Below are 25,344 nucleotides of genomic sequence, written 5' to 3'. Positions count from 1 at the left end.
CTTTGCATTAGAGAACGGGCACGGGATGCTCCCGTAACGCCGTCAGCAAGGCCGCGGCACTGGCGCCGCGACAATCCACAACTGTTCGGGCCCCGGCGGCACTGGCCTGCTCGGCAACCCTTGGGCTTGGAACAAACAACGGCAACTGCGCAAGTGCAGGCCAGCTGTCGCCGGCCAGTTGGCGCAGGTGCTCGAAACCCTGTCCACTGCTGACCACCAGCCCGTTCAGGCGTTCCGCTGCAATCCTGCGGGGCAGCTCCTGCGGCGGATAGTCCGGCAGGTCGCGACGGTACAACTCCAAGTATTCGACACTAGCACCAAGCGCGCGCAGGCGCTCGGCCAGCAGCTCGCGTCCGCCCTCCCCGCGCAGGATCAACACCTGCGAGCCGGGCACGGCCACCGCCGCCAGCAGACGCGGCAATTGCAGCAAGGCTTCGCTATCGTCGCCCGCGTCCGGGAAGCTCACATCCAGCCCCCGATCCCGAAGGATAGTGGCGGTCGCTGCACCCACGCTGAACCACGGCATCGTCGGAGTCGCCAGACCCAAAGAGTCGAGCAGATCCACCGCGATCCGCGCCGCCGGTTTGCTGACCACGATCACCGCGCTGTAACGCGGCAGTTGCGTGATCGTGCGGCGCATTGTGTCAGAGACCGGCAGGGGCGCGATTTCCAAAAGCGGCAGACAGCTGCTGAAAAACCCTTGTTCGGCCAGCACGGCGGCGAGCGCCGAACAGTCCTCCGCCGGGCGCGTCAGCAGCAGGCGCCAGGCGGTCACTCGTGACCTGCCTCGCCGTAGACTGCCTTGAGAATATCGTCGGCGCCCTGGCTCAGCAGGTCTTCGGCCACCTGCACGCCCAGCGTCTCGGCTGCCGCACGCGGCGCACGGGCTTGCGCGCTGAGCAGCTTGCCGCCACTCGGTTCGCCCACCAGACCGCGCAGCCACAACTGATCGCCTTCGAGCACGGCGTAGCAGGCGATCGGCACCTGGCAGCCGCCATTCAGATGTTTGTTCAGGGCACGCTCGGCGGTGACACGGTCAGCGGTGTCGGCGTGATGCAGGGGCGCGAGCAAGGCATGGATTTCCGTGTCGGCGCTGCGGCATTCGATACCGACGGCGCCCTGGCCACCGGCCGGCAGGCTGTCGTCGACGCTGATGGCCGAGGTGATGCGGTCTTCGAAGCCGAGGCGGATCAGGCCGGCTGCCGCGAGGATGATCGCGTCGTACTCGCCGGCGTCGAGCTTGGCCAGACGGGTGTTGACATTACCGCGCAGGAAACGGATCTCGAGATCCGGACGGCGCGTCAGCAACTGTGCCTGGCGACGCAGGCTGGAGGTACCGACGATGCTGCCGGCTGGCAACGCATCGAGGCTGGAATACGTATTGGAGACGAATGCGTCACGCGGATCTTCGCGCTCGCAGATGCAGAACAGACCGAGGCCTTCAGGGAAATCCATCGGCACATCTTTCATCGAATGCACGGCGATGTCGGCTTCGTTTTCCAGCAGCGCGGTTTCCAGTTCCTTGACGAACAGGCCCTTGCCGCCGATTTTCGACAGGGGCGAATCAAGCAGCTTGTCGCCGCGACTGACCATGGGCACCAGCGTCACCAGCAGGCCCGGGTGGGCTGCTTCCAGACGGGCTTTGACGTATTCGGCCTGCCAGAGGGCCAGAGCACTTTTGCGGGTGGCGATGCGGATTTCGCGAGAGGACATGGATCAATCCGTACTGAATAGATACGGCGGATAATAACAGCTCAGCCAAATCCACTTTGACCTGAATCAGAAACGGCGTGGCCTCCCTGGCCTGCTATGCCTGGTGAAAAGAACGAAGAACCGCCCGGAGCCTGCGGACTAAAGCCCCTGCATCATTTTGCGCACGCCCGCCACATGCCGGCGGCTGACGATCAGCGCGTCACCGTTGAGGCCTTTGAGGAACAACTGGAAGTGGCCCAGCGGTGTACGTTGCAGACGCTCGATGCGGTCGCGGGCGACCAGCGCGTTGCGGTGGATCCGCACGAAGCGCTCGCCGAATTCGTCTTCCAGCGCCTTGAGCGGCTCATCCAGAAGGACTTCGCCACCCTCGTGGCGCAAGGTCACGTATTTGTGGTCGGCAATGAAATACACCACCTGATCCAGCGGGATCAGTTCGATGCCTTTGCGGGTCCGGGCGCTGATGTGGCTGCGCGGGCCGTTACCGCTTTCGGCGGCAGGACGGGTCAGGGCCGAGAGCTGGGCCCGGTTGGGACGTTCAGCCCGTTTCAGGGCATCATGCAGATGTTCGGTTCGCACGGGTTTCACCACATAGCCCACGGCGCTGGCCTGCAGGGCTTCCACGGCAAATTCATCGGGACCTGCGCAAAACACCACGACTGGCGGGGTTTCGCGTTCGCACAGACGGGCAGCCACCTGCAGGCCATCGAGGCCCGGCATGCGGATATCGAGCAGTACGATATCCGGCTTGTGGCTGTCGATCAGCGCCAACGCCTCTTCGCCATTGGTGGCGCTGGGCTCCAGGACTGTGTAGCCCTCGAGCTCGCTCACCATTCGGCTGAGTCGCTCGCGGGCCAGTGGTTCGTCATCAACGATCAGGACATTCATATTGCGCTGGATTCCTGCGTGAGTCTCGCACAAGGATAGCGTAGACAAGTGGAGTGACGTCCGTCACCGCGATCCACGCTAAGACTAGCGCGAGCGCCAAAAAGTGCCGTACGTCGGCCGGCAATATTTGCCGACACCTGCAACGTACCGCCTGACGCCCGTCGCCGACTGCGTTTTACGCAGGGTATGCCAATGGCCAATACACCCACCCCTCTCTCTTCTTATAGTCGGTGGCCGGACCTTTGCGCGATCCGCCGCCACGTCGACCCCTATGTCCTACTGTAGACGCTCGTCGGGCCGATATTGCTCAATCGAAAAATATCCTTGCGCAAATCCCCCGGCGACACCGGCGACTATGGATCAGGCCATGAGAAAAAAACGTATCGACCAGTGTCAGCGACAGGATTGGCAACCCTGTTATTATCCGCGCCAGCGTTTCACGCCTTCTTTCTTCAAGCCGATACGAGCGAATTCATGAGCACTGACAAGACCAATCAGTCCTGGGGCGGCCGCTTCAGTGAACCCGTCGACGCCTTCGTCGCCCGCTTCACCGCCTCCGTCACTTTCGACCAGCGCCTGTATCGCCACGACATCATGGGCTCGATCGCCCACGCCACCATGCTGGCCAAGGTCGGCGTGCTGACGGATGCCGAGCGCGACAGCATCATCGATGGCCTGAAGACCATCCAGGGCGAAATCGAGGCCGGCCAGTTCGACTGGCGCGTCGACCTCGAAGACGTGCACATGAACATCGAGGCACGCCTGACCGACCGCATCGGCGTCACCGGCAAGAAGCTGCACACCGGCCGCAGCCGCAACGACCAGATCGCCACCGACATCCGCCTGTGGCTGCGTGACGAGATCGACCTGATCCTGAGCGAAATCACCCGCCTGCAAAAAGGCCTGCTGGAGCAGGCCGAGCGTGAAGCCGCCAGCATCATGCCGGGCTTCACCCACCTGCAGACCGCTCAGCCGGTGACCTTCGGGCACCACATGCTGGCCTGGTTCGAAATGCTCAGCCGCGACTACGAGCGCCTGGTCGACTGCCGCAAGCGCACCAACCGCATGCCGCTGGGCAGCGCCGCACTGGCCGGCACCACTTACCCGATCGACCGCGAATACACCGCGCAACTGCTGGGCTTCGACGCCGTCGGCGGCAACTCGCTGGACAACGTGTCCGACCGCGACTTCGCCATCGAATTCTGCTCGGCCGCCAGCATCGCGATGATGCACCTGTCGCGTTTCTCCGAAGAGCTGGTGCTGTGGACCAGCGCGCAGTTCCAGTTCATCGATCTGCCGGACCGTTTCTGCACCGGCAGCTCGATCATGCCGCAAAAGAAAAACCCGGACGTGCCGGAGCTGGTACGCGGCAAGACAGGCCGTGTGTTCGGCGCCCTGATGGGCCTGCTGACCCTGATGAAAGGCCAGCCACTGGCCTACAACAAGGACAACCAGGAAGACAAGGAACCGCTGTTCGACGCCGCCGACACCCTGCGCGACTCGCTGCGCGCCTTTGCCGACATGATCCCGGCGATCAAGCCAAAGCACGCGATCATGCGTGAAGCGGCGCTGCGCGGTTTCTCGACCGCCACTGACCTGGCCGACTACCTGGTACGCCGTGGCCTGCCGTTCCGTGATTGCCACGAAATCGTCGGCCATGCCGTGAAGTACGGCGTCGACACCGGCAAGGATCTGGCGGAAATGAGCCTGGAAGAACTGCGTCAGTTCAGCGACCAGATCGAGCAGGACGTGTTTGCCGTGCTGACTCTGGAGGGCTCGGTAAATGCACGTGACCACATCGGCGGCACTGCGCCGGCGCAGGTCAAGGCTGCCGTGGTTCGCGGTCAGGCGTTGATCGCCAGCCGCTAGTAATAAGCCCGCGACTCAACGCAGTTCCGGCCCAAAGGAAGAATTGCTTCCCCAAACCCTGCTTCGGCAGGGTTTTTTATTTGAACGCACACATTTTCAGATCAAACCTTGAACCGGATCTTCTACGTCAGTACCTATCGCTCTGCTTCAGCGAAGACGATGAGCCTCCAAACCACTGCAGAGGGTCTTTTGCGCCAATCGGTAGAAATTTGTATATACAAAAATCCACAACGATCAGTAGAAAATAAAATATTCCTTTATTTTCAATAACTTACATTCAATTGACCGCCTCATAAAAGGCGACCATACTGTATATACAATTTTCTGATCAGCGGCTGGTGGAACGTGGCAGAGATAAAGTGTTCTGAAAAAGTGATCCAAAAGCTGAAAGAAAAACACAGTGTGGCCATCTCGGAAGTTTCCGAGTGCTTCAAGAATAGGCTTCCAGAGCATATTTTTTTGTATGACACCCGGGAAATGCACAAGACTGATCCTGCTACCCTTTGGTTTATCGCTGAAACCAACAAGGGGCGGGCATTGAAGGTTTGTTTTGTCCCTCCGCATGCAGGAAATCAGCATACGGTGGAAATAAAAAGCGCTTTTGACCCCAATGAAAAAGAAATAAATATTTACGAAAAACACGAAAAAAAATAAACAGGAAATTTTAAAGGTAATAGCCGAGTTCAGACCTATTACCTTAACCCCTTCGCGATGAGCGCGGAGACCCTTATATCAGAAGATATAATATGGTGGCAGAAATGAAAAAAGATAACGTAGAACTTTGGGATAATCGCGAACTTGGCGCTTCCGAAGAGCACGTTGGAGCTGTAAATTTAAACTTGGAGATTGATGAATCTCTTGGATTACAAGCAATTTCTATACGACTACAGAAAGATCTTTTAAAAAATCTTAAATCCATTGCCTCCTATTATGATGTTGGCTATCAACCGATGATCAGAGACTTACTAAACAGATTTGCCGAGTCAGAAATAAAAAAAATATTACGCGACCAATTAAGGCAAATTGAAAAACAACACAAATCCAGATCTCAAGATACGACACTACCGGTTGACGCCTTTATATCTGACATGCAAAAAAGAGCATAGCAGGTCACCCATGAGTAACATTATAGATTTTACGAAACGAAGAGAGTCGCTAAAAAGGAAAAACATAGAGCCGGGCAATGATATTGAGATAGCACTATCAATACTTGATAGAGATTTTGCCGAAAACCTTGTCATCCTTGATCAGAAAATGATCTTTATGAAAACTTTGAAAGGCGTTCTTAAATCAAGACATATAAAGTACCGAATCTCCACAAAGGAACTTCAGAGCACCCTGAACAAAAAGACAACCCTGTTGTTCATCGATGAAAAAATCGGTTTCAACTTAGACATAACAGCCACAGAGGAACCATGCAAAGCCTGGAAGATATATCCTCTAAACGTTCATTTGAACCCTGCAGAAAGCGCTGGAATCATCATAAACAAACTCAATGAGGTTAGACAAAATGGACGAAATTGATGAAGGTTTGTTAGAAGCTCTGGAGCACTACTTGCGTGGCGCATCGGCAACCAATAAAACTTATTCCCGGATTGCAGGAACCCAACTTCGTGAAGGCAATCCCGAAGTCATAAACCAATACCGGAAAAACCTTAAAAAAATTGAAAACCATTCAATTGAAATTGCAACAAAACGAGAAAATCTCAAAAACGCTCCCACACAAGACAAAGCGAACAAAAAATAAATGGTTGGCCGCCTACCACTTTCAGTAGCGATAGGCGGTTAACTTATTTTTTCCGGGCGATCATCGCCAAAAACGCCGGCATCGCCGCATCCTTGTCCGCCGCAATCTTCTGCACGTGCGGATTCTGCTCAAGCCGCTCCAGCAGCGCCTTGGCCTTCGGCATCTCCGCCAGCAAATCCAGACTGAACAGTTTGTGCCCCACCGCAGCTGCCAGCGGCACGCTGTAGAGGAAGTACAAGTCCGCAATACTCAGGGTGTCGCCCGCCACGTACGGGGCGAACTTGCCGTGACGTCCCAGCGCCGCAAAGCCCAGCAGTAATTCAGCCTTGGTTTTCTCCTTGATCGCCTCCGGCAACGCCGTGCCGAAAAACGCTTCGCCGTAACAGGCACGGGCCGGCAGCTCGATATACAGCTCGATTTCCTTGGCCACCGCCAGCACCTGAGCGCGGGCAAACGGCTCGGTCGGCAACAGCGGGACACCCTTCTGACTGCTTTCGAGGTATTCGAGCATCACCATCGTTTCGTTGATGTACCCGCCTTCAGCTCCCAGCACCGGCACCTTGCCGCGCGGGCTGATGGCCAGGGACTCAGGCGTAGGCGTCGGGTAGAACGTGACCTCTTCGAACGGCAGGCCTTTTTCGAGCAGCGCCAGTTTGACCATGTTGTAGTAGTTGCTGACGGAGAATCCATAGAGCTTGAACATCACATAGCCTCCAGGCCGTGCGGGGTGGGCAGTGCCTGTTTATAGATCGCTCCGGGTATTCTCGCCAGCAGCATCACGCCGCTGAATGCGGGTAAACTGGCGCCTTTCCTTGAGGAGCCTGCCATGAGCGAGCCGACTGACATCGACAATGATGAAGAAGAGTTCACCGAATCGACGCTGATCGAAGCGATCGAGAACCAGATCGAAAGCGACAACCCGCCAGCGGCCAAGGCAACCTTCAACAAGCTGACGCTGGTCGGTTACGAGCGTGACGACATCCTGAATCTGATGGCCCACGTGCTGGCCTGTGAAATCGACGCGATGCTCGACGAAGACCGCGCGTTCGATACCGAGTGGTACGAAACCGCGCTGCGCGCACTGCCGGAACTGCCACCGGAAAAGCAGTAAAACGGCCCCGCCCTGTGGGAGCACGCCTGCTCCCACACAATTTGTCACCCATCTGCGCGGCCTTCTGCCGCCCCCTGACTACACTGGAATCCACCCCGGGACAAAAACCCTGACACGCGCACTGGACAGGCCGCGCCGGCAGGTTCACCTTAGGGGCGCTGTCGTCCAATTCCTAGAAAGTCTGGAGTCCTTATGTCGCTTACCCCTGAGTTGGTTGCCGAACTGGAAGTCCTCGCACTCTTCAACCTGGACAGTTCCCAGGAAGGTCTGAAAATTCATCAGACCGCTGCCCCGAAGCACATTGCCGCCGCACAACGCCTGTTCGAAAAAGAACTGACAGACCAGCCTGATGGCGGTTACCTGACCAGCCTCGGTCGCGATGCCGCACAGAACGTGCAAACCGTACTGACAATTCTCAAAGAGCAGCAAACCGCCTGATCCTCCCGACTTTGCCCACGGAAACCCCTGCCACGGGATTTCCGCGGGCCAGCCATGAACGTCACCCATCGCCGCGCGATAGAAATCTGACGTCAAAAAACAAATTCAGCTTAAAACTCCTGCCGCTCAGGCGCTAAACTCCCGGACACCCGAGACCCCTTGCCTCCGAGCCCTGCGCGCCGGTTTGAGCCGACATGACCCGCACCCATGAAATCCGCCCCGACCTGGACGAAGGCATCGACCGCAAGGTACTCAGCCAGCTACGTGCACGTTTTCTCAAACTCAATGAAGGCCGCCTGAACCGGGCGCTCGAAGGCCTGTCGACGCGTCAGCAAAGTGTGCTGACGCTGCTGCCGCTGTTTTTTCACGTCAATCATCCGTTGCTGCCGGGTTATGTCTCGGGCAGCACGCCGGCCGGGCTGTCGAATTACGAACCGGACGCCGATGCGCTTGCCGAAGCCCAGCGCCTGACCCGCTCGTTCTCCTACAAGCCGCGTCACGGCAGCAACCCGCCACGGCCGATTCATGGGCTGTTCCTGATGGGCAGCCTCGGCACGCTGGCCCAGGCCGACCAGAGCGACATGGATGTGTGGGTCTGTCACGCCCCCGACCTGAGCGACAGCGAACTCGCCGAGCTGCGCAAGAAATGCCAGTTGCTCGAAACCTGGGCTGCCAGCCAGGGGGCCGAGGCGCACTTTTTCCTGATCGACCCGGTGCGCTTCGTCAAAGGCGAACGCGATACCCAGCTCAGCTCCGAAGATTGCGGTACCACCCAGCACTATCTGCTGCTGGACGAGTTCTACCGCACCGCGATCTGGCTGGCCGGGCGCACGCCGATCTGGTGGCTGGTGCCGGTCTACGAAGAACGCGCCTACGACGCGTACACCCACACCCTGATTTCCAAGCGTTTCATCCGCAACGATGAAACCCTCGACCTGGGGCCGATGGCGCACATTCCGCCGGGCGAGTTCGTCGGCGCCGGGCTGTGGCAACTGTTCAAAGGCATCGAGTCACCTTACAAATCGGTGCTCAAGCTGCTGCTGACCGAGGTTTACGCCAGCGAACATCCACAAGTGCAATGCCTGAGCCTGCGCTTCAAGCAGGCGGTGTTCGCCAACCGGCTGGATCTCGACGAGCTGGATCCGTACATGGTGGTTTACCGGCGGATCGAGGAATACCTCACTGCGCGCAATGAGCCAGAGCGGCTTGAGCTGGTACGCCGCGCGCTGTACCTCAAGGTCAACCGCAAGCTCACCGGCAATACCCGCACCCAGAGCTGGCAACGTTCACTGCTGGAACGGCTGGCCAGCGAATGGCACTGGGACCAGCGGCAACTGGCGCTGCTCGACAGCCGCAGCCAGTGGAAAGTACGACAGGTCAGCGCCGAACGCCGGGCGCTGGTCAACGAACTGAATTACAGCTACCGCTTCCTGACCCAGTTCGCCCGCACCGAACAGACCGTCAGCCTGATCAACAAGCGCGACCTCAACGTTCTCGGCCGGCGGCTGTATGCCGCGTTCGAACGCAAGGCCGACAAGGTCGAGTTCATCAATCCCGGCATTGCCCCGGACTTGGCCGAAGACACCCTGACCCTGGTGCAATCGCCGAACAAAAAAGAACCGGGCCAAACCCAGTGGGGCCTGTACAACGGCAGCCTGACGGCGCTGGAGTGGGAACACTTCGCGCCGATCAAGCGCAGCCGCGAGTTGCTGGAACTGCTGACCTGGTGCCACCGCAACGGCGTGATCGACAGCAGCACCCGACTCGCTCTGCATCCCGGCACCAGCGACCTGAGCGAGTTCGAGCTGTTCAACCTCCTCGGCAGCCTGCAACAAAGCATCGCCCTGCCCTTGTCGACCGTTGCCGAAGAACCGCTGCTGCGCGCCGCCGTGCCGAGCGAAGTGCTGATGCTGGTGAATGTCGGGGTCGACCCGCTCAAGCATCACCGCGACCTGAACATTCTGATGACCACCGAACGCACGGACTCTCTGAGCTACGCCGGCGTACGCGAAAACCTGGTGCTGACCCTGGATCAGGTCACGCTCAACAGCTGGAACGAAGTGCTGGTCAACCGCTTCGACGGCCCGCACGCCCTGCTCGATTGCCTGCGCGATTACCTCAACAACCTGCCGCGCGGACCACAACAACCATCGCTGCGAGTGCGCTGTTTCTGTCACAACCGCGCGCAGTTCATCGCCCGCCGGGTGGAAGAAATTGTCGACACCGCGCAGACCCTGTTGCTCAGCGATCTGAATCACCGCTACCTGATCCAGGTGCAGCAGCATTACCACGTGCTGGAGCTGGTGCCGGGTCAGGTCAGCCATGTCGCCCTCGCCACCCTGCCGGCGCTGCTGGATTACCTGGGCGAGGAACAGCCGCGCTACAGCCCGCTGCACCTGGACCCGATGGCGCTGGAAGACCACGACCTGGCGTTGATCCTGCCGATGGGCCAGCCTGAATGCATTCAGGTGTTCTACCGGATCACCGAGCAAACGGCCGAGCTGTACGTGCTCGACGAGTTCAATGCGCTGTGGCAACAGCACTTGCCCTATCACGACGAGCAAAGCCTGTTGGTGCCGTTGCAGCGGTTCCTGCAATCGATCCAGTTCCGCCGCGAAGCGCTGCTGCCGATGGATTCGGGCCATGCCGCCAGCCTTGAAATCTTGTATTACCAGTTATTGCCATCAGGGCCCGGACGCGCGCGACGGGTCGAAATGCGCCCGGCACCGCAGACGCCGGTCAACAAACCGTTCTACGACGTGCAGGCGATCGTCGGCAAAGCCGCACCCGGCGAAGTGCAGGTCACGCTGTATTGCAATCAACGGGAATTCAGCGAGCTGGAACATGGCGACCAGCTGTTCAGCGTGGTCGCCCGGGAGATCGTCGGGCAGCGCCGGGAAACCGAGCGCTACCGCTGCTACATCACCGACCTGGACCTGTCGGGTGTGATCGGTGACGGGCAGAGTTCGAGCAATCTGTATCTGCGCTACAAGGCCGACCTGGAACGCTCTCTGAACGAGGCGCTCGAGCAGGTCTGAGGCGGGTTACTCCGGGAAATCACCGCCATTGGCCGGCTGCGATTCGACTTCGAGCAAGGTCAGCTTCAGGGTTTTGCCACCCGGAGCCGGCCAGTCGATGTGCTGACCAACCTTCAGGCCCAGCAACGCACTTCCGACCGGAGCGAGGATCGAGACTTTGCCTTCGTCGGCGTTGGCGTGCTTCGGATAGACCAGGGTCAGGTGGTAGTCCTTGCCACTGCTTTCTTCGCGGCAGTGCACACGGGAATTCATCGTCACGACATCGGCAGGCACTTCATCGTGACCGACCAGGGTATCGGCGCGGTCCAGTTCGGTTTGCAGCGCGATCACGCCCGGCAGCGTGTCATCCAGGCTGTCGATCAGGCGCTCCAGACGTTGCACGTCCAGACGGGTAAGGGTGATGGAAGGTGCGGTCATGATCCGGGCAGACTCCTTTCTTCTGCACACAAAAAAAGCAAAACCCCGCCAAAAAAGACGGGGTTTTCACCAGGCCTCGATGGGTTGAGGCGTTTCCGGACACTATCACAGCTCAAAAAATATACAAGCTACGCTCCGGCGAGCTGCCGGCGCTGAGCGGCCTGCGCACAAATCACCCGGCGGCGCTCGTCATCGGCCGAACGCCACTCGCGGATGTCTTCGACATGGCGCATGCAACCGAGGCAGACCTTCTGCTCATCCAGCCGGCACACGCCGGTGCACGGCGAAGGGACGGCCGGGCTGACGTTGCTGTAGAGCGGCTTCGGCGGACGGACGGGCGCAGTATCAGTCACGAAATCACAGGCCTTCGAAATCGAATTCGGTGCCGGCCTGCTGCTTGACGATGCGCTCGAGCATTTCGCCGAGCTGTTCTTCGCTCTTGTCGCACATCCAGCGTTCGCTTTCTTCGTCGTAGTCGAAGTGGAAACCACCGGACACCGCGGCCAGCCACAGCTGACGCAACGGTTCCTGACGACTGAAGATCAGCTGGGTGCCGTTCTCGAACTTGACGGTCAGCACACCGGCCGAGTTCTCCATGTCGATGTCCAGGTCGCTGTCGTCGAAGATGTCTTCCAGTTTTTCCTGGGTTTCATCGACCAGATCGTGGAAACGGGCTTCGGACAAACTCATTGCGGCAACCTCAAAAAATGTCTGATCAGGCTCAAGCGCCGCAAGATACGGACGCTGCCAGCCGATTGCAAAGGATAACGACCAAGCGCCCTGCCCGGCGACGAAATATCCACCCGCCACGCGGGAAAAGTTTCCGCGCCGCAGCCCGAGCCCCGCCGGACGGGAGTTCCGTCGCATAGGCAAGCTGCCGGGTGGCCGGTATACTCCGGCGCAATTAACGCATTTTCAAGGATTTCGCCATGAAGCGCCTGATCTCTTCCCTTGCTGCGCTCGTCGCGGTTGCCTGCCTTGTTTCGGCTTGTGGTCAAAAAGGCCCGCTGTACCTGCCCGATGAAGATCAGGACCCGGCCGAGCAAGCCCAGTCTTCGCAAAAGCAGCCTGTCTCCAAGGCACACAAGCACGACGTTTACTAAGGGATCGCCATGGACGCTTTTAACTACCGTGGCGGGGAGCTGTTCGCGGAAGGTGTGGCGCTGTCCGCCATCGCCGATCGCTTCGGCACTCCCACCTACGTTTACTCCCGCGCGCACATCGAGGCCCAGTACCTGGCCTACGCCGATGCGCTGGCCGGCATGCCGCACCTGGTCTGCTTTGCGGTCAAGGCCAACTCCAACCTCGGCGTCCTGAATGTCCTGGCCCGTATCGGCGCCGGTTTCGACATCGTCTCCCGTGGCGAGCTGGAACGCGTACTGGCCGCCGGCGGCAGCCCGGACAAGATCGTGTTCTCCGGCGTCGGCAAGACCCGTGACGACATGCGCCGTGCGCTGGAAGTCGGCGTGCACTGCTTCAACGTCGAATCCACCGACGAGCTCGAGCGCCTGCAAGTGGTCGCCGCCGAGCTGGGCGTTCGTGCGCCGATCTCGCTGCGCGTGAACCCGGACGTAGATGCTGGCACCCACCCGTACATTTCCACCGGTCTCAAAGAGAACAAGTTCGGCATCGCCATCGCCGACGCCGAAGACGTGTACGTGCGTGCCGCGCACCTGCCGAACCTGGAAGTGGTCGGCGTCGATTGCCACATCGGTTCGCAACTGACCACCCTGCCGCCATTCCTCGATGCCCTCGATCGCCTGCTGGATCTGGTTGATCGCCTCGGCGATTGCGGCATCCACCTGCGCCACATCGATCTTGGTGGTGGCCTGGGTGTGCGTTATCGCGATGAAGAGCCGCCGCTGGCCGCCGATTACATCAAGGCCGTGCGCGAGCGTCTGGTCGGTCGCGATCTGGCGCTGGTGTTCGAACCGGGCCGCTTCATCGTTGCCAATGCCGGCGTACTGCTGACCCAGGTCGAGTACCTCAAGCACACCGAACACAAAGACTTCGCCATCGTCGACGCGGCCATGAACGACCTGATCCGCCCGGCGCTGTACCAGGCCTGGATGGACGTGACCCCGGTCAAGCCACGCGAGACCGCTGCGCGTACCTACGACGTCGTCGGCCCGATCTGCGAAACCGGCGACTTCCTCGCCAAGGAACGCGAATTGGCGCTGGAAGAAGGCGATCTGCTGGCCGTGCATTCGGCCGGTGCCTACGGTTTTGTGATGAGCTCCAACTACAACACTCGCGGCCGTGCCGCCGAAGTGCTGGTGGATGGTGATCAGGCATTTGAAGTGCGTCGCCGCGAGACCGTGGCCGAGCTGTTTGCCGGCGAAAGCCTGCTGCCGGAGTAACCCCATGCTGCTGCGTTTTACCAAGATGCACGGCCTGGGCAACGACTTCATGGTTCTCGACCTGGTCAGCCAGCACGCGCATATTCAGCCCAAGCACGCAAAAATGTGGGGCGACCGGCACACCGGCATCGGTTTCGATCAGTTGCTGATCGTCGAAGCGCCGAGCAATCCGGATGTGGACTTCCGTTACCGGATCTTCAACTCCGACGGCTCCGAAGTGGAGCAGTGCGGCAACGGTGCGCGCTGCTTCGCCCGCTTCGTGCTCGACAAGCGTCTGACCGCCAAACGTCAGATCCGCGTCGAGACCAAGGGCGGCATCATCGAGCTGGACGTGCGTAACGACGGCCAGATCGGCGTGAACATGGGCGCCCCGCGTCTGGTGCCGGCGGACATTCCGTTCCAGGCGCCGGAGCAGGCCCTGAGTTATCAGGTCGATGTCGACGGTACGCCGGTGGATCTGGCGGCGGTGTCCATGGGCAACCCCCATGCGGTGCTGCGGGTCAGCGATATCAACACTGCACCGGTGCATGAACTGGGGCCGAAAATCGAACACCATCCGCGCTTCCCGGCGCGGGTCAACGTCGGTTTTCTCCAGGTCATCGACCGCCATCGCGCACAACTGCGCGTCTGGGAGCGCGGCGCCGGGGAAACCCAGGCCTGCGGCACCGGTGCCTGCGCTGCTGCTGTAGCTGCGATCAGTCAGGGGTGGATGGATTCGCCACTGCTGATCGACCTGCCGGGCGGGCGCCTGTCCATTGAGTGGGCAGGCCCTGGCCAACCGGTGTTGATGACCGGCCCGGCAGTGCGCGTATACGAAGGACAAGTGCGTCTTTGAGTGAGCAGAAGCCATGACCGATAAGCCTCAGGTACCCGCCCGACAGTCCGGTGAATCAGCGTCCGAGAGCCTGGAGGCGGCAGCGGTTGCCGCGTACCTGGAGGCTCATCCGGACTTCTTCGTCGAGCATGAAGAACTGCTGCCGTCCCTGCGCATCCCCCATCAGCGCGGCGATACCGTCTCGCTGGTCGAGCGCCAGATGGCCATCCTGCGCGACCGCAACATCGAGATGCGTCATCGTCTCTCGCATTTGATGGACGTCGCCCGGGACAACGATCGCCTGTTCGACAAGACCCGTCGCCTGATCCTCGCGCTGATGGACGCTGCCACTCTGGAAGACGTGGTGATCAGCGTTGAAGACAGCCTGCGCCAGGATTTTCAGGTGCCCTTCGTCAGCCTGATTCTGCTCGGCGACAACCCGGCCCCGGTCGGTCGCTGGGTGACCCACGCCGACGCGCAGACCGCCATCGGCGGCCTGCTTACCGAAGGCAAGAGCGTCAGCGGCAGCCTGCGTGAACATGAGCTGGACTTCCTGTTCGGCGAAGAGCAGCGCAAGCAGATCGGCTCCACTGCCGTGGTCGCCGTCAGCCATCAGGGCATCCACGGGATTCTGGCCATTGCCAGCCGTGATCCGCAGCACTACAAGAGCTCGGTCGGCACGCTGTTCCTCAGCTACATCGCCGAAGTCATGGGTCGCGTGCTGCCACGGGTCAACAGCTCCCTGCGCTCGGTACGCTGAGCATGGAACGACAACTGGACGCTTACTGCGAACACCTGCGCAGTGAGCGGCAGGTGTCGCCGCACACGCTGTCGGCCTACCGACGCGACCTCGACAAAGTTCTCGGCTGGTGCAACAAACAGAACATTGGCAGCTGGCAGGCGCTGGACATCCAGCGCCTGCGCAGCCTGGTCGCCCGCCTGCATGCCCAGGGCCAGTCCTCGCGCAGTCTGGCGCGCCTGCTCTCGGCGGTGCGCGGGCTCTATCATTATCTGAATCGCGAAGGCCTCTGCGATCACGATCCGGCCACCGGCCTAGCACCACCCAAAGGCGAACGCCGCCTGCCGAAAACCCTCGACACCGACCGCGCCCTGCAACTGCTTGAAGGTGCAGTCGAGGACGATTTTCTCACTCGACGCGATCAGGCGATTCTGGAGTTGTTCTATTCCTCCGGCCTGCGCCTGTCGGAGCTGACCGGGCTCAATCTCGACCAGCTCGATCTGGCCGACGGCATGGTTCAGGTACTCGGCAAGGGCAGCAAGACACGCCTGTTGCCGGTCGGCAAAAAGGCCCGGGAAGCACTGGAGCAATGGCTGCCGCTGCGGGCGCTGACCAATCCGGCGGACGACGCCGTATTCGTCAGCCAGCAGGGCCGACGTCTTGGCCCGCGAGCGATTCAGGTGCGGGTCAAACTCGCCGGCGAGCGCGAACTGGGGCAGAACCTGCACCCGCACATGCTGCGGCACTCCTTCGCCAGCCATTTGCTCGAGTCCTCCCAGGACCTGCGCGCGGTGCAGGAATTGCTCGGCCACTCGGACATCAAGACCACCCAGATCTACACCCACCTGGACTTCCAGCACCTGGCGGCGGTCTACGACAGCGCCCATCCACGGGCCAAACGCATGAAAGGCGACGATTCATGAGCATCCAGTTGATCACCTTCGACCTCGACGACACCCTGTGGGACACCGCCCCGGTGATCGTCAGCGCCGAAGCGGTTTTGCGCGAATGGCTGAGCGAACATGCGCCGAATCTGGGCGCGGTGCCGGTGGAACATCTGTGGTCGATTCGCGAGCGGGTACTGGCCAACGAGCCGGGGTTGAAACACCGCATCAGCGCACTGCGCCGGCGAGTGCTGTTCCATGCGCTGGAGGAAGCCGGATACGCCCACAGCGAAGCGTCGGATCTGGCAGACAAGAGTTTTGAAGTGTTTCTGCATGCGCGCCATCAGATCGCGGTGTTCCCGGAGGTCGAGCCGATTCTGGAAACTCTCGCCAAGCATTACGCCCTCGGGGTGGTCACCAACGGCAACGCCGATGTCCGCCGTCTCGGGCTGGCGGATTACTTCAAGTTTGCGCTGTGTGCCGAAGACATCGGCATCGCCAAGCCGGATGCTCGACTGTTCCATGAAGCATTGCAGCGCGGTGGCGTGAGCGCCGAAGCGGCAGTGCATATCGGCGACCACCCGGGGGATGACATCGCCGGAGCGCAGCAGGCCGGTCTGCGAGCGATCTGGTTCAACCCGACAGGCAAGGTCTGGGAAGCGGAACGCCTGCCGGATGCCGAGATTCGCAGCCTGAACGATCTGCCTGCCGTGCTCGCCCGCTGGAACAGTCGCGGCTGATTTTCTTTCGCCCATGAAAAAGCCCGCAGCGACGGCGGGCTTTTTCAGCAAGCAAGCGACACGCCTCAGATAGGGCGGCTGCCGTACTTGTTGTCCGGCTTCTTGGGCGGATCGGCGACCACGTTGGCCTCCACTTCCTGCACCTTGCCGCCGCGCGCAAGAAACTCTTCCATGGCCTTGGCCAGGGCATCGCGCTCCTTGTTCTTGGCTTCGATGCTCGGCAACTCGTCGACCGACACCGCAGCCTTGGCCTTGCCTTTGGCAGCCGGGGCCGGCGTATCGTCACCGCCATCGTCTTCAGCAACGTCTTCCGCTGCTGCTTCCAGACCGTCTTCGGCCTCGTCTTCGTCGCCTACTTCGAGGTCGTCGTTTTCCAGATCATCGTCGCTCATGTTCTACCTCATGACTTGCGAAAAGCAGATTAGTTATAGACCAGCTTTGGCGACTGTCGAAAGTCGCCGGAAAAAAATCAGTAACCATTGGTGACCAACGGTTTATGCCCCTTCACCGTGCAAGGTGGCGAGGACTTTACGGGCACCGCCATGATCACGGTGCTCGCCCAGGTAAACGCCTTGCCAGGTGCCCAGTGCCAGTCGGCCCGCCGTTACCGGCAAACTGATCTGACAGCCCAGCACGCTGGCCTTGAAGTGCGCCGGGAGGTCGTCCAGGCCTTCGTCGTTATGCTCATAGCCGTCTGCTCCTTGTGGGATCAGACGATTGAAAAATCGTTCGAAGTCGCGACGTACCGCCGGATCGGCGTTCTCGTTGATGGTCAACGACGCCGAGGTATGCTGCAGCCACAAATGCAACAGACCGACCCGGCATGCCTTGAGTTCGGGCAGGCCGGCGAGCAACTCGTCCGTCACCAGATGAAAGCCCCGGGGCCGTGCCCGCAGGGTTATCAGAGTCTGTTGCCACATACAGTTCTCCGCACGTTCGGGGCGCATTCTAGCGCGCTCTGGAAAAAAACAAAGGCCCTAATATTCCTTCAATGATGTAAGCCTTTGGCCGCAGAAAAACACTCGTCGTAAACACGACCAAAGCAGTACGAAAAATCCTTTCAGCTGTATCAGGGAAGACAAATTCCAGACAAAAAAATGCCCGGCGAGCCGGGCAAGTTTTTTGCGGCGCGTGCTTACAGGTTGTAGCCGCGCTCGTTGTGTTGTGCCAGATCCAGGCCGACCGATTCTTCTTCCTCGGTCACGCGCAGACCCATCACGGCATCCAGCACCTTGAGGATGATGAAGGTGACGATGGCGGTGTAGATCACGGTGAAGCCAACGCCTTTGCACTGAATCCAGACTTGTGCGGCGATGTCGGTGACGGTGCCGAAGCCACCCAGCGACGGTGCGGCGAACACACCGGTCAGGATCGCGCCGAGGATACCGCCGATACCGTGCACGCCGAAGGCGTCAAGGGAGTCGTCATAACCGAGTTTGCGTTTCAGCGTGGTGGCGCAGAAGAAGCAGACCACGCCCGCAGCCAGACCGATCACCAGAGCGCCCATCGGGCCCACGGTGCCAGCGGCCGGAGTGATCGCAACCAGACCTGCAACGACGCCGGATGCGATACCCAGTGCGCTTGGTTTGCCGTGGGTGATCCACTCGGCGAACATCCAGCCCAGTGCAGCAGCGGCGGTCGCGATCTGAGTGACCAGCATCGCCATGCCGGCGGTGCCATTGGCGGCCGCAGCGGAACCGGCGTTGAAGCCGAACCAGCCAACCCACAGCATCGCCGCGCCCATCAGGGTGTAACCCAGATTGTGTGGCGCCATCGGGGTGGTCGGGAAGCCTTTGCGTTTACCCAGCACCAGGCAGGCAATCAGACCGGCCACACCGGCGTTGATGTGCACAACGGTGCCGCCGGCGAAGTCGAGCACGCCCCAGTCCCACATCAGGCCGCCGTTGCCGGACCAGACCATGTGCGCGATCGGTGCATAGACCAGGGTGAACCAGATGCCCATGAAGATCAGCATCGCGGAGAACTTCATCCGCTCGGCGAACGCACCGACGATCAGCGCCGGGGTGATGATCGCGAAGGTCATCTGGAAGGTAATGAAGACCGCCTCGGGGAACAGCGCCGCGGGGCCGGTCAGGCTCGCTGGGGTGACGCCGGCCAGGAACGCCTTGCCGAAACCGCCCACGAACGAGTTGAAGTTGACGACGCCCTGCTCCATGCCGGTGGTGTCGAACGCGATGCTGTAGCCATAGATGACCCACAGGACGCTGATCAGACCGGTAATGGCGAAGCACTGCATCATCACGGAAAGAATGTTTTTCGACCGGACCATGCCGCCGTAGAACAGCGCGAGGCCGGGAATGGTCATGAACAGCACGAGGGCGGTGGAGGTGAGCATCCAGGCGGTGTCGCCGGAGTTCAGGACTGGAGCTGCCACTTCGTCTGCCGCCATGGCCAGGCCGGGCATTACGATAGACAACAGGGCTCCTAGCCCTGCGAATTTACGCAGAGTCATATTGTTTTCTCCTGGGGCGTTGGGTTTGTGGCGGCGTTTAGATCGCGTCGGTATCGGTTTCGCCGGTACGGATGCGGATCGCCTGTTCCAGATTGACCACGAAGATCTTGCCGTCACCGATCTTGCCGGTGTTGGCAGCCTTGGTTATCGCCTCGATAACCCGATCCAGATCCTTGTCGTCGATGGCAACGTCGATTTTCACCTTGGGCAGAAAATCGACCACATACTCCGCGCCGCGATACAGCTCGGTGTGACCCTTCTGCCGACCGAAGCCTTTGACTTCAGTAACGGTAATGCCCTGCACGCCGATTTCGGACAGCGACTCGCGCACGTCGTCCAACTTGAACGGCTTGATGATGGCAGTGACTAGCTTCATGAAACTCTCTCCCGAATTGGTGGACTTGCCCCAGGAAAACAAACCCGACTCAAGTCTAAGCGCAGTGCCTGGCTTTGTAACGCTTCGTTGTCGACGCCAGCTAACCGCTCCAGACGAAACTCCCCGCTCCGTCTGCCGCACTGCATTCGTCACAGCGACTGCATCAGTGCATGGGTCGAAGGTGACTAAGCAGAAAGCTTGCCATCTCGCCAAAAACCACTGATTTCAATCCCTTGGCCGCTGCCACAGATGCCATCACCCAAATGGCACTCGGGATACGCACAACAACGGTGCGTGGCCGTGCATCCAGTTGCGCGAAAAGCGTGCATCCGTGCCTGCGCCAATGACTATAGACACTGCGTGATACACTGCCGGCCATTGTTTCCAGGACATATCCCATGCTCGCGCCCAAAGACTTCCTCGACGCCCTGAGCGGCACCGCCTCCCGCCTGTTCAGCGGCGACACGCCCTTGCCAAAAGCCGAAATCGAAAGCCAGTTCAAGATGCTGCTGCAAAGCGCCTTCAGCAAACTGGACCTGGTGAGCCGCGAAGAATTCGATAGTCAGATGGTGGTGCTGGCGCGCACTCGCGCCCGGCTCGAGAGCCTTGAGGCGAAGGTGGCGGAGATGGAAGCGAAGCTGACGCCGCCGGCTGAGTGAATTGAGAAGCTAAAACCGCTCCTGCCGAGGCAGGAACGGTTTCCGTCGGTTCAATTCTTACAGCGAATTATTCCAACGGTCTCGCAGAATCTCGTACAGGCGAAAAGCCCATAGCACGATCCTGACGAGGCGCCACATATGTTTAAGAAACTTAGACATATTTTGGCCCTCCTTGCGTGGGGCCAAACCTCCGATGCTCTTTCCGGCGTACGAACACCTTCGGGACTACACGTGAGTGTGCCCACCAAGGCGGCCGGGTGTGGATCCCCCAAAAAAGCACCGGCACGGTTCTCACACCGTGTTGGGGGACATGAAATCTTTACGCTCCCGGCCACACTCTGTGAACACTCCATGAGTGGGCATCGTCGCAACGGATGGTATTGCAGCCCCTACAAAATTCATTTAAACAAGTTGTATCAAGGCGTTAAGCGTGTATTCCCGGCATATCAGACACGTCATCTCTCAGCCCTGCCTTGCTGGGCGCCAAGTGATCCTGACGCTTGCATCCAGGAGCAAACCTGCATAACCTCAGCAAACGTGAGTGTGTCCACTAAGGATGCGCAGGCCTTGGCCTCACCGAAGCCTGCAACTAAAAAACCGTCTCCTCAAGGCGGTTTTTTTTCGCCTCGATATATCTGCAACAATCGGTTTTCTGAGGAGTAGTCACAGCAACTGTTCAGCTCCCCGCCGTACGACCTTGGATTCAGATCAAGCGCAATGCGCCAGCCGCTCCAGTTGATCACGGACCGAAGCTCCTCTCTAAACTTCAGCTTTTCGCAAATCGTAAGTCGACTGAAGATTCATCCAGAACTCAGGTGTGGTGTTGAGGTGGATGGCCAGCCTGATTGCCAGATCGGCGCAGATCCTGAGTTGGCATTTCACAAGCTTCTCGATCTCGGTTTCAGGCCAGTTTGTGGGCATGCCCAAGTCCATGACCGTCATGCCCAACGGCTCCATGAATTCCTTATTCAGCACCTCGCCCGGATGAGTCGGGCGCATACCATTGCGGTCCATTTTTCGCCTCCAGAGGCTGCATTGAGCGGCCAAACTGGAGCATCCGACTTTGCGATACAAGACCGTCGAGTCGCTTTCGCTGGCGTCCTACAACTATTAGGGCACGCCCCTACAAAAATCAGCGTCTGCGCCTATTTATGTTGTCCTTACGCCTGCCATTACATTAGCGACACCCATCAGGAAGGAGGTCTCTGTGAAGGATAAAAAGAGAAAGAAAAAGCTACTTCAGGTTGTTGAACTACACCTCGAAGCACTCCGACTGGCTGGAAATTTGTCAGCCATTCAACGGAGGTTTATTGAAGTTGCCGTTACGTGCGGACCTGAGCTTGAGCCAAGTGGTCTGTTAGCGGGCAGAAGATGAACGCATAGGCCCGCACAACCGCTTTCTGATACGTCTTGTAAACCTCTACTCAAACGCTAGAACCTCGCTCAACTACCCTTCAACAACCCGCAGGAAGCGGCCCCTCGATTCAACTCAAGGAACGACCATGTCCCTCGCCATCGTCCACAGCCGCGCCCAGATAGGCGTGGATGCTCCCGCCGTCACCGTTGAAGTCCACCTGGCCAACGGCTTGCCCTCGCTGACCATGGTCGGCCTGCCCGAAGCGGCGGTGAAGGAGAGCAAGGACCGCGTGCGCAGTGCGATCATCAATTCCGGGCTGCAGTTTCCGGCGCGGCGGATCACGTTGAATCTGGCGCCGGCGGATTTGCCCAAGGATGGCGGGCGGTTCGATCTGGCGATTGCGCTGGGGATTCTGTCGGCGAGTGTGCAGGTGCCGACGTTGACCCTCGATGATGTGGAATGTCTGGGTGAGCTGGCGTTATCCGGCGCAGTTCGGGCGGTGCGTGGGGTGTTGCCGGCGGCGCTGGCGGCGCGCAAGGCCGGGCGGACGCTGGTGGTGCCGCGGGCAAATGCCGAGGAGGCTTGTCTGGCGTCGGGGCTGAGGGTGATCGCGGTGGATCATCTGCTGGAGGCCGTGGCGCATTTCAACGGGCATACACCGGTCGAGCCTTACGTCTCTGATGGGCTGATCCATGCCGCCAAACCCTATCCCGACCTGAATGAAGTACAGGGCCAACTGGCCGCCAAACGGGCGCTGCTGATTGCCGCCGCCGGCGCCCACAACCTGCTGTTCAGCGGACCACCGGGGACGGGCAAGACGTTGCTGGCCAGTCGATTACCGGGGTTGCTGCCACCGCTGGCCGAGAGTGAAGCGCTGGAGGTGGCGGCGATTCAATCCGTTGCCAATGGCGCACCGTTGACCCACTGGCCGCAGCGCCCGTTTCGCCAACCGCATCACTCGGCCTCCGGGCCAGCGCTGGTCGGTGGCAGTTCAAAACCGCAACCCGGCGAAATTACCCTCGCCCATCATGGAGTGCTGTTTCTCGATGAGCTGCCCGAGTTCGATCGCAAGGTGCTGGAGGTTCTGCGCGAACCGCTGGAATCCGGCTGCATCGTGATTGCCCGAGCCAAGGAGCGAGTTCGGTTTCCCGCGAGATTCCAGCTGGTGGCGGCGATGAATCCCTGTCCCTGTGGATATCTTGGCGAGCCGAGCGGCAAGTGTTCGTGCACGCCGGACATGGTGCAGCGCTATCGCAACAAACTGTCGGGGCCGTTGCTGGACCGGATCGATTTACACCTGACGGTGGCGCGGGAGGCGACAGCGCTGAACCCTGCGGTAAAACCGGGAGAGGACAGCGCCAGCGCGGCCACGCTGGTCGCCGAGGCCCGCGAGCGCCAGCAAAAGCGCCAGGGCTGCGCCAATGCGTTTCTCGATTTGCCGGGACTGAAGAAGCACTGCAAGTTATCCACAGCCGATGAAACCTGGCTGGAGACGGCGTGCGAAAGACTGACCTTGTCGCTGCGCTCGGCGCATCGGCTGCTCAAGGTCGCGCGGACGTTGGCGGATCTGGAGAAGCGCGCGGATATCAGTCGCGAACATCTGGCCGAAGCGTTGCAGTATCGGCCGGCGACTCAGTAAGTGCCGAGGTCGTGGCGGGCCCAAACGCAAGCAGGCTCGCTCTCACAGGTCCAACAAAAACCCTGTGGGAGCGAGCCTGCTCGCGATCGCTATTTCAGAGGCGCCTCAACGGAAGCGGTCGACCTCTTGGCGCAGGTCGGCTGCCAGACCTTCCAGCTCCTTGGCGGTGATTGCCAGGTTCGACACCACTTCGCGCTGCTCGCTGTTGGCCATCGCGATGCTCTGCAGATTGCTGCTCAACAGCGTCGCGGTGCTGCTCTGTTCCTGGGTCGCGGTGGTGATCGCCGCAAACTGTTGCCCTGCCGAACGGCTCTGCTCATCGATCCGCGCCAGCGCCGAAGCTACATTGGCGTTACGCGACAGGCCTTCCTGCATCAGCACGTTGCCTTGTTCCATGGTGCTGATGGCGTTGCCGGTTTCCTGCTGGATGCTGTGGATCATCCCGGAGATTTCGTCCGTCGCCTGACGGGTGCGCGACGCCAGATTGCGCACTTCATCGGCCACCACGGCAAACCCGCGACCTTGCTCACCGGCACGGGCCGCTTCGATGGCGGCGTTGAGCGCCAGCAGATTGGTCTGTTCGGCAATCGAGGTGATCACGCTGACGATGCCGCCGATTTCCTGGGAGCGCTGACCGAGCGTATTGATCACGGTCGCGGTGGTGTTCAGTGCGCCGGCAATCTGCTCCAGCGAGGAAGACGCCTCTTCCATCGACGTACGACCGATCTGAGTCTGCTGGGCGTTTTCCTGGGCCAGACGCTGGGTGTTGCCCATGTTGTCGGCAATGTTCAGCGAGGTGGCGGAGAACTCCTCTACCGCGCCGGCCATGCTGGTGATCTCGCCGGACTGCTGCTCCATGCCTTCGTACGCGCCACCGGACAGACCGGACAGCGCTTGAGCCCGGCGGTTGACCTCTTCCGAAGCGCGGCGGATGTGCTCGACCATGGTCGACAGTGCCTGACTCATCTGGTTGAACGCGCGAGCCAGCTGACCGATCTCGTCGTTGCTCGACACGCTCAGGCGCACGCTCAGATCACCGGCGCCCAGGGCTTCGGCCTGACGCACCAGATCGCCCAGCGGCGCCAGCTTGCTGCGCAGCAACCAGACCACGGAGCCGACCGCCAGCAACATCGCCAGCAGGCTGCCGATGGCCAGTTGGGTGCCGACGCTCCAGGTCACCGCGCGGATCTCGGCCTTCGGCATGCTTGCCACCACCGACCACGGACCACCGTCGAACGGCACAGCGATGCTGTAGAAGTCTTCGGACTTGTCGCTCCAGAACCGGCCTTTACCCGGCGCCTTCGCCAAATCGTTGACCACAGGAATCGCTTGATCCAGCGCCTGCACGCCCGCCGGCGCGACCAGCCATTGATTCTTCTCGTCCAGCAGCGCCAGCGAACCGGTCTGGCCGATGCGGAAGCGCTTGAGGTTTTCAAACTGGGCGTTTTGCGCGTCGGTGTAATCGAAGCCGACGAACAACACCGCAATCACCTTGCCGCTGCTGTCTCGCACCGGGGTGTACTGAGTCATGTAGGAGCGATCGAACAGCAGAGCGCGACCGACGTAGCCCTGCCCTGCCATCAACTTCGCATAGGCCGGGTGAGCGTGATCGAGCACGGTGCCGATGGCGCGGGTGCCATCCTGTTTGGTCAGCGAGGTGCTGACGCGGATGAAATCTTCGCCGCTGCGCACGAACAGCGTGGCGACACCCGCCGTCATCTGTTTGAACTCGTCGACTTCCTTGAAGTTGTTGTTCAACACTTCGCTGCCCAGGTGCAGGCCCGGCGTCTGGGTGCCGGCCACGGTCACCGGCTCGCTCGGATGAATGCTCAGACCTGCACTGAAGCGCTTCTCGAACAACCCGCTCAAGCGCTGGGTGCTTTCACGCAGCGTGCCGTGGAAGGTGCTCAATTGGTCGGCGAGCAGGCGTGCCTCGCTGGCCAGGTGTTCTTCACGGGTGGCGAGGTTGGCAGTGTCCAGCGAACGCAGAGCGAACACCGTACTGCCGCTGATGACTATCGCCAGTATCACGGCGAGCGCGAGGCCCAGCTGCGAGGCGATCCGAGCGCGAGGTTGAGACATGGA

29 protein-coding genes are annotated in these 25,344 nt (G+C 60.2%); 16 read left to right on the top strand and 13 right to left on the bottom strand.

All coding sequences use genetic code 11. The features are described 5' to 3' along the window. Positions 1-7: 7 nt before the first annotated feature. From K5E37_RS16360 to K5E37_RS16350, 3 genes are all read right to left on the bottom strand, one after another. On the bottom strand, positions 8-775 hold the full coding sequence (locus K5E37_RS16360) for a uroporphyrinogen-III synthase (protein WP_085606063.1): 768 nt from the start codon (positions 773-775) through the stop codon (positions 8-10). Continuing rightward, on the bottom strand, positions 772-1,713 hold the full coding sequence (hemC, locus tag K5E37_RS16355) for a hydroxymethylbilane synthase (protein WP_007951874.1): 942 nt from the start codon (positions 1,711-1,713) through the stop codon (positions 772-774). Before hemC ends, K5E37_RS16360 begins: the two co-directional genes overlap by 4 nt. Positions 1,714-1,851: 138 nt before the next feature. After that, positions 1,852-2,598, bottom strand: a complete 747-nt coding sequence (locus K5E37_RS16350) for a LytTR family DNA-binding domain-containing protein (RefSeq protein ID WP_085606065.1) — start codon at positions 2,596-2,598, stop codon at positions 1,852-1,854. A 474-nt stretch (positions 2,599-3,072) separates the two neighbouring features. Between K5E37_RS16350 and argH the strand changes: the two genes are divergently transcribed. The 5 genes from argH to K5E37_RS16320 all read left to right on the top strand — a co-directional run bounded on the left by argH (position 3,073) and on the right by K5E37_RS16320 (position 6,214). Then, positions 3,073-4,467, top strand: a complete 1,395-nt coding sequence (argH, locus tag K5E37_RS16340) for an argininosuccinate lyase (RefSeq protein WP_085606067.1) — start codon at positions 3,073-3,075, stop codon at positions 4,465-4,467. 345 nt (positions 4,468-4,812) lie between these two features. After that, positions 4,813-5,121: a hypothetical protein gene (locus tag K5E37_RS16335; protein ID WP_221534497.1), complete on the top strand. Its 309-nt coding sequence runs from the start codon at positions 4,813-4,815 to the stop codon at positions 5,119-5,121. A gap of 104 nt (positions 5,122-5,225) precedes the next feature. Then, positions 5,226-5,573: a hypothetical protein gene (locus tag K5E37_RS16330; protein WP_221534495.1), complete on the top strand. Its 348-nt coding sequence runs from the start codon at positions 5,226-5,228 to the stop codon at positions 5,571-5,573. 10 nt (positions 5,574-5,583) lie between these two features. Continuing rightward, positions 5,584-5,991 (top strand): hypothetical protein, encoded by a 408-nt coding sequence (locus K5E37_RS16325; protein ID WP_221534493.1) that lies wholly within the window; start codon positions 5,584-5,586, stop codon positions 5,989-5,991. Next, positions 5,978-6,214, top strand: coding sequence for a hypothetical protein (locus tag K5E37_RS16320; RefSeq protein WP_221534492.1), 237 nt, complete (start codon positions 5,978-5,980; stop codon positions 6,212-6,214). The genes K5E37_RS16325 and K5E37_RS16320 overlap by 14 nt, the downstream gene beginning before the upstream one ends. Positions 6,215-6,257: 43 nt before the next feature. Here the strand turns inward: K5E37_RS16320 and K5E37_RS16315 are convergent, their stop codons facing one another. After that, positions 6,258-6,917 (bottom strand): glutathione S-transferase family protein, encoded by a 660-nt coding sequence (locus K5E37_RS16315; RefSeq protein WP_221534490.1) that lies wholly within the window; start codon positions 6,915-6,917, stop codon positions 6,258-6,260. Between the two features lie 123 nt (positions 6,918-7,040). On the opposite strand from K5E37_RS16315, the gene K5E37_RS16310 reads away from it, so the two are divergent. The 3 genes from K5E37_RS16310 (at position 7,041) to K5E37_RS16300 (ending at position 10,801) form a co-directional block, all read left to right on the top strand. Beyond that, entirely contained in the window at positions 7,041-7,325 is a 285-nt protein-coding gene (locus K5E37_RS16310) for a hypothetical protein (protein ID WP_007951881.1), read from the top strand. A gap of 192 nt (positions 7,326-7,517) precedes the next feature. Further along, on the top strand, positions 7,518-7,763 hold the full coding sequence (locus tag K5E37_RS16305) for a TIGR02647 family protein (RefSeq protein ID WP_007951883.1): 246 nt from the start codon (positions 7,518-7,520) through the stop codon (positions 7,761-7,763). A gap of 194 nt (positions 7,764-7,957) precedes the next feature. Then, positions 7,958-10,801: a class I adenylate cyclase gene (locus K5E37_RS16300; protein ID WP_221534489.1), complete on the top strand. Its 2,844-nt coding sequence runs from the start codon at positions 7,958-7,960 to the stop codon at positions 10,799-10,801. 6 nt (positions 10,802-10,807) lie between these two features. Here the strand turns inward: K5E37_RS16300 and rnk are convergent, their stop codons facing one another. The 3 genes from rnk to cyaY all read right to left on the bottom strand — a co-directional run bounded on the left by rnk (position 10,808) and on the right by cyaY (position 11,908). Continuing rightward, positions 10,808-11,218 carry a nucleoside diphosphate kinase regulator gene (rnk, locus tag K5E37_RS16295; RefSeq protein ID WP_007951886.1) on the bottom strand — a complete coding sequence of 137 codons (411 nt, stop codon included), beginning with the start codon at positions 11,216-11,218 and terminating at the stop codon, positions 10,808-10,810. 128 nt (positions 11,219-11,346) lie between these two features. Continuing rightward, complete coding sequence (locus K5E37_RS16290) at positions 11,347-11,571, bottom strand: DUF1289 domain-containing protein (RefSeq protein ID WP_045121669.1); 225 nt, start codon at positions 11,569-11,571, stop codon at positions 11,347-11,349. Positions 11,572-11,575: 4 nt separating this feature from the next. Further along, a complete protein-coding gene (gene cyaY, locus K5E37_RS16285; RefSeq protein WP_007951887.1) occupies positions 11,576-11,908 on the bottom strand; it encodes an iron donor protein CyaY in 333 nt (110 codons plus the stop codon). A gap of 239 nt (positions 11,909-12,147) precedes the next feature. On the opposite strand from cyaY, the gene lptM reads away from it, so the two are divergent. The 6 genes from lptM to K5E37_RS16255 are packed head-to-tail and all read left to right on the top strand — an operon-like array spanning position 12,148 to position 16,755. Further along, positions 12,148-12,321, top strand: a complete 174-nt coding sequence (gene lptM / locus K5E37_RS16280) for an LPS translocon maturation chaperone LptM (RefSeq protein ID WP_007951888.1) — start codon at positions 12,148-12,150, stop codon at positions 12,319-12,321. Between the two features lie 9 nt (positions 12,322-12,330). Next, positions 12,331-13,578 (top strand): diaminopimelate decarboxylase, encoded by a 1,248-nt coding sequence (gene lysA / locus K5E37_RS16275; protein WP_007951889.1) that lies wholly within the window; start codon positions 12,331-12,333, stop codon positions 13,576-13,578. A 4-nt stretch (positions 13,579-13,582) separates the two neighbouring features. Next, entirely contained in the window at positions 13,583-14,413 is an 831-nt protein-coding gene (dapF, locus tag K5E37_RS16270) for a diaminopimelate epimerase (RefSeq protein ID WP_011336523.1), read from the top strand. Positions 14,414-14,426: 13 nt separating this feature from the next. Continuing rightward, positions 14,427-15,152 carry a DUF484 family protein gene (locus K5E37_RS16265; RefSeq protein ID WP_007951894.1) on the top strand — a complete coding sequence of 242 codons (726 nt, stop codon included), beginning with the start codon at positions 14,427-14,429 and terminating at the stop codon, positions 15,150-15,152. Between the two features lie 2 nt (positions 15,153-15,154). Then, entirely contained in the window at positions 15,155-16,054 is a 900-nt protein-coding gene (gene xerC / locus K5E37_RS16260; RefSeq protein ID WP_221534487.1) for a tyrosine recombinase XerC, read from the top strand. After that, positions 16,051-16,755, top strand: coding sequence for an HAD family hydrolase (locus K5E37_RS16255; RefSeq protein ID WP_221534485.1), 705 nt, complete (start codon positions 16,051-16,053; stop codon positions 16,753-16,755). Before xerC ends, K5E37_RS16255 begins: the two co-directional genes overlap by 4 nt. 65 nt (positions 16,756-16,820) lie before the next feature. Here the strand turns inward: K5E37_RS16255 and sutA are convergent, their stop codons facing one another. From sutA to glnK, 4 genes are all read right to left on the bottom strand, one after another. Beyond that, positions 16,821-17,147 (bottom strand): transcriptional regulator SutA, encoded by a 327-nt coding sequence (gene sutA, locus K5E37_RS16250; RefSeq protein ID WP_007951900.1) that lies wholly within the window; start codon positions 17,145-17,147, stop codon positions 16,821-16,823. Between the two features lie 102 nt (positions 17,148-17,249). Next, the gene (locus K5E37_RS16245; RefSeq protein ID WP_011336526.1) at positions 17,250-17,675 is read right to left on the bottom strand and encodes a secondary thiamine-phosphate synthase enzyme YjbQ; all 426 of its coding nucleotides are present in this window, start codon (positions 17,673-17,675) and stop codon (positions 17,250-17,252) included. Between the two features lie 215 nt (positions 17,676-17,890). Further along, positions 17,891-19,228 carry an ammonium transporter gene (locus K5E37_RS16240; RefSeq protein WP_007951904.1) on the bottom strand — a complete coding sequence of 446 codons (1,338 nt, stop codon included), beginning with the start codon at positions 19,226-19,228 and terminating at the stop codon, positions 17,891-17,893. Between the two features lie 37 nt (positions 19,229-19,265). Next, positions 19,266-19,604 carry a P-II family nitrogen regulator gene (glnK, locus tag K5E37_RS16235; RefSeq protein WP_002555808.1) on the bottom strand — a complete coding sequence of 113 codons (339 nt, stop codon included), beginning with the start codon at positions 19,602-19,604 and terminating at the stop codon, positions 19,266-19,268. Between the two features lie 398 nt (positions 19,605-20,002). Between glnK and K5E37_RS16230 the strand changes: the two genes are divergently transcribed. Then, a complete protein-coding gene (locus tag K5E37_RS16230; protein WP_007920416.1) occupies positions 20,003-20,263 on the top strand; it encodes an accessory factor UbiK family protein in 261 nt (86 codons plus the stop codon). Between the two features lie 759 nt (positions 20,264-21,022). On the opposite strand, the gene K5E37_RS16225 is transcribed toward K5E37_RS16230, so the two are convergent. Further along, a complete protein-coding gene (locus K5E37_RS16225) occupies positions 21,023-21,277 on the bottom strand; it encodes a HigA family addiction module antitoxin (protein WP_221534484.1) in 255 nt (84 codons plus the stop codon). Between the two features lie 488 nt (positions 21,278-21,765). Between K5E37_RS16225 and K5E37_RS16220 the strand changes: the two genes are divergently transcribed. After that, positions 21,766-23,259: a YifB family Mg chelatase-like AAA ATPase gene (locus K5E37_RS16220; RefSeq protein WP_085606079.1), complete on the top strand. Its 1,494-nt coding sequence runs from the start codon at positions 21,766-21,768 to the stop codon at positions 23,257-23,259. Between the two features lie 105 nt (positions 23,260-23,364). On the opposite strand, the gene K5E37_RS16215 is transcribed toward K5E37_RS16220, so the two are convergent. Next, positions 23,365-25,341 carry a methyl-accepting chemotaxis protein gene (locus tag K5E37_RS16215; RefSeq protein ID WP_221534482.1) on the bottom strand — a complete coding sequence of 659 codons (1,977 nt, stop codon included), beginning with the start codon at positions 25,339-25,341 and terminating at the stop codon, positions 23,365-23,367. Positions 25,342-25,344: the final 3 nt, after the last annotated feature.

The sequence above is a fragment of the Pseudomonas sp. RIT778 genome (assembly GCF_019718735.1).
Taxonomy (GTDB): Bacteria; Pseudomonadota; Gammaproteobacteria; order Pseudomonadales; family Pseudomonadaceae; genus Aquipseudomonas; species Aquipseudomonas aphyarum.
The sequence above is the reverse complement of the archived record's forward strand: the minus strand, read 5'-3'. Positions and strand labels throughout refer to the sequence as shown.

Excerpts from the sequence above, each read along its gene's own strand:
- hemC (WP_007951874.1), bottom strand. The coding sequence starts at position 1,713 with ATGTCCTCTCGCGAAATCCGCATCGCCACCCGCAAAAGTGCTCTGGCC.
- K5E37_RS16350 (WP_085606065.1), bottom strand. The coding sequence starts at position 2,598 with ATGAATGTCCTGATCGTTGATGACGAACCACTGGCCCGCGAGCGACTC.
- argH (WP_085606067.1), top strand. The coding sequence starts at position 3,073 with ATGAGCACTGACAAGACCAATCAGTCCTGGGGCGGCCGCTTCAGTGAA.
- K5E37_RS16330 (WP_221534495.1), top strand. The coding sequence starts at position 5,226 with ATGAAAAAAGATAACGTAGAACTTTGGGATAATCGCGAACTTGGCGCT.
- K5E37_RS16325 (WP_221534493.1), top strand. The coding sequence starts at position 5,584 with ATGAGTAACATTATAGATTTTACGAAACGAAGAGAGTCGCTAAAAAGG.
- K5E37_RS16320 (WP_221534492.1), top strand. The coding sequence starts at position 5,978 with ATGGACGAAATTGATGAAGGTTTGTTAGAAGCTCTGGAGCACTACTTG.
- K5E37_RS16315 (WP_221534490.1), bottom strand. The coding sequence starts at position 6,917 with ATGTTCAAGCTCTATGGATTCTCCGTCAGCAACTACTACAACATGGTC.
- K5E37_RS16310 (WP_007951881.1), top strand. The coding sequence starts at position 7,041 with ATGAGCGAGCCGACTGACATCGACAATGATGAAGAAGAGTTCACCGAA.
- K5E37_RS16305 (WP_007951883.1), top strand. The coding sequence starts at position 7,518 with ATGTCGCTTACCCCTGAGTTGGTTGCCGAACTGGAAGTCCTCGCACTC.
- K5E37_RS16300 (WP_221534489.1), top strand. The coding sequence starts at position 7,958 with ATGACCCGCACCCATGAAATCCGCCCCGACCTGGACGAAGGCATCGAC.
- rnk (WP_007951886.1), bottom strand. The coding sequence starts at position 11,218 with ATGACCGCACCTTCCATCACCCTTACCCGTCTGGACGTGCAACGTCTG.
- cyaY (WP_007951887.1), bottom strand. The coding sequence starts at position 11,908 with ATGAGTTTGTCCGAAGCCCGTTTCCACGATCTGGTCGATGAAACCCAG.
- lptM (WP_007951888.1), top strand. The coding sequence starts at position 12,148 with ATGAAGCGCCTGATCTCTTCCCTTGCTGCGCTCGTCGCGGTTGCCTGC.
- lysA (WP_007951889.1), top strand. The coding sequence starts at position 12,331 with ATGGACGCTTTTAACTACCGTGGCGGGGAGCTGTTCGCGGAAGGTGTG.
- dapF (WP_011336523.1), top strand. The coding sequence starts at position 13,583 with ATGCTGCTGCGTTTTACCAAGATGCACGGCCTGGGCAACGACTTCATG.
- K5E37_RS16265 (WP_007951894.1), top strand. The coding sequence starts at position 14,427 with ATGACCGATAAGCCTCAGGTACCCGCCCGACAGTCCGGTGAATCAGCG.
- xerC (WP_221534487.1), top strand. The coding sequence starts at position 15,155 with ATGGAACGACAACTGGACGCTTACTGCGAACACCTGCGCAGTGAGCGG.
- K5E37_RS16255 (WP_221534485.1), top strand. The coding sequence starts at position 16,051 with ATGAGCATCCAGTTGATCACCTTCGACCTCGACGACACCCTGTGGGAC.
- sutA (WP_007951900.1), bottom strand. The coding sequence starts at position 17,147 with ATGAGCGACGATGATCTGGAAAACGACGACCTCGAAGTAGGCGACGAA.
- K5E37_RS16245 (WP_011336526.1), bottom strand. The coding sequence starts at position 17,675 with ATGTGGCAACAGACTCTGATAACCCTGCGGGCACGGCCCCGGGGCTTT.
- K5E37_RS16240 (WP_007951904.1), bottom strand. The coding sequence starts at position 19,228 with ATGACTCTGCGTAAATTCGCAGGGCTAGGAGCCCTGTTGTCTATCGTA.
- glnK (WP_002555808.1), bottom strand. The coding sequence starts at position 19,604 with ATGAAGCTAGTCACTGCCATCATCAAGCCGTTCAAGTTGGACGACGTG.
- K5E37_RS16230 (WP_007920416.1), top strand. The coding sequence starts at position 20,003 with ATGCTCGCGCCCAAAGACTTCCTCGACGCCCTGAGCGGCACCGCCTCC.
- K5E37_RS16225 (WP_221534484.1), bottom strand. The coding sequence starts at position 21,277 with ATGGACCGCAATGGTATGCGCCCGACTCATCCGGGCGAGGTGCTGAAT.
- K5E37_RS16220 (WP_085606079.1), top strand. The coding sequence starts at position 21,766 with ATGTCCCTCGCCATCGTCCACAGCCGCGCCCAGATAGGCGTGGATGCT.
- K5E37_RS16215 (WP_221534482.1), bottom strand. The coding sequence starts at position 25,341 with ATGTCTCAACCTCGCGCTCGGATCGCCTCGCAGCTGGGCCTCGCGCTC.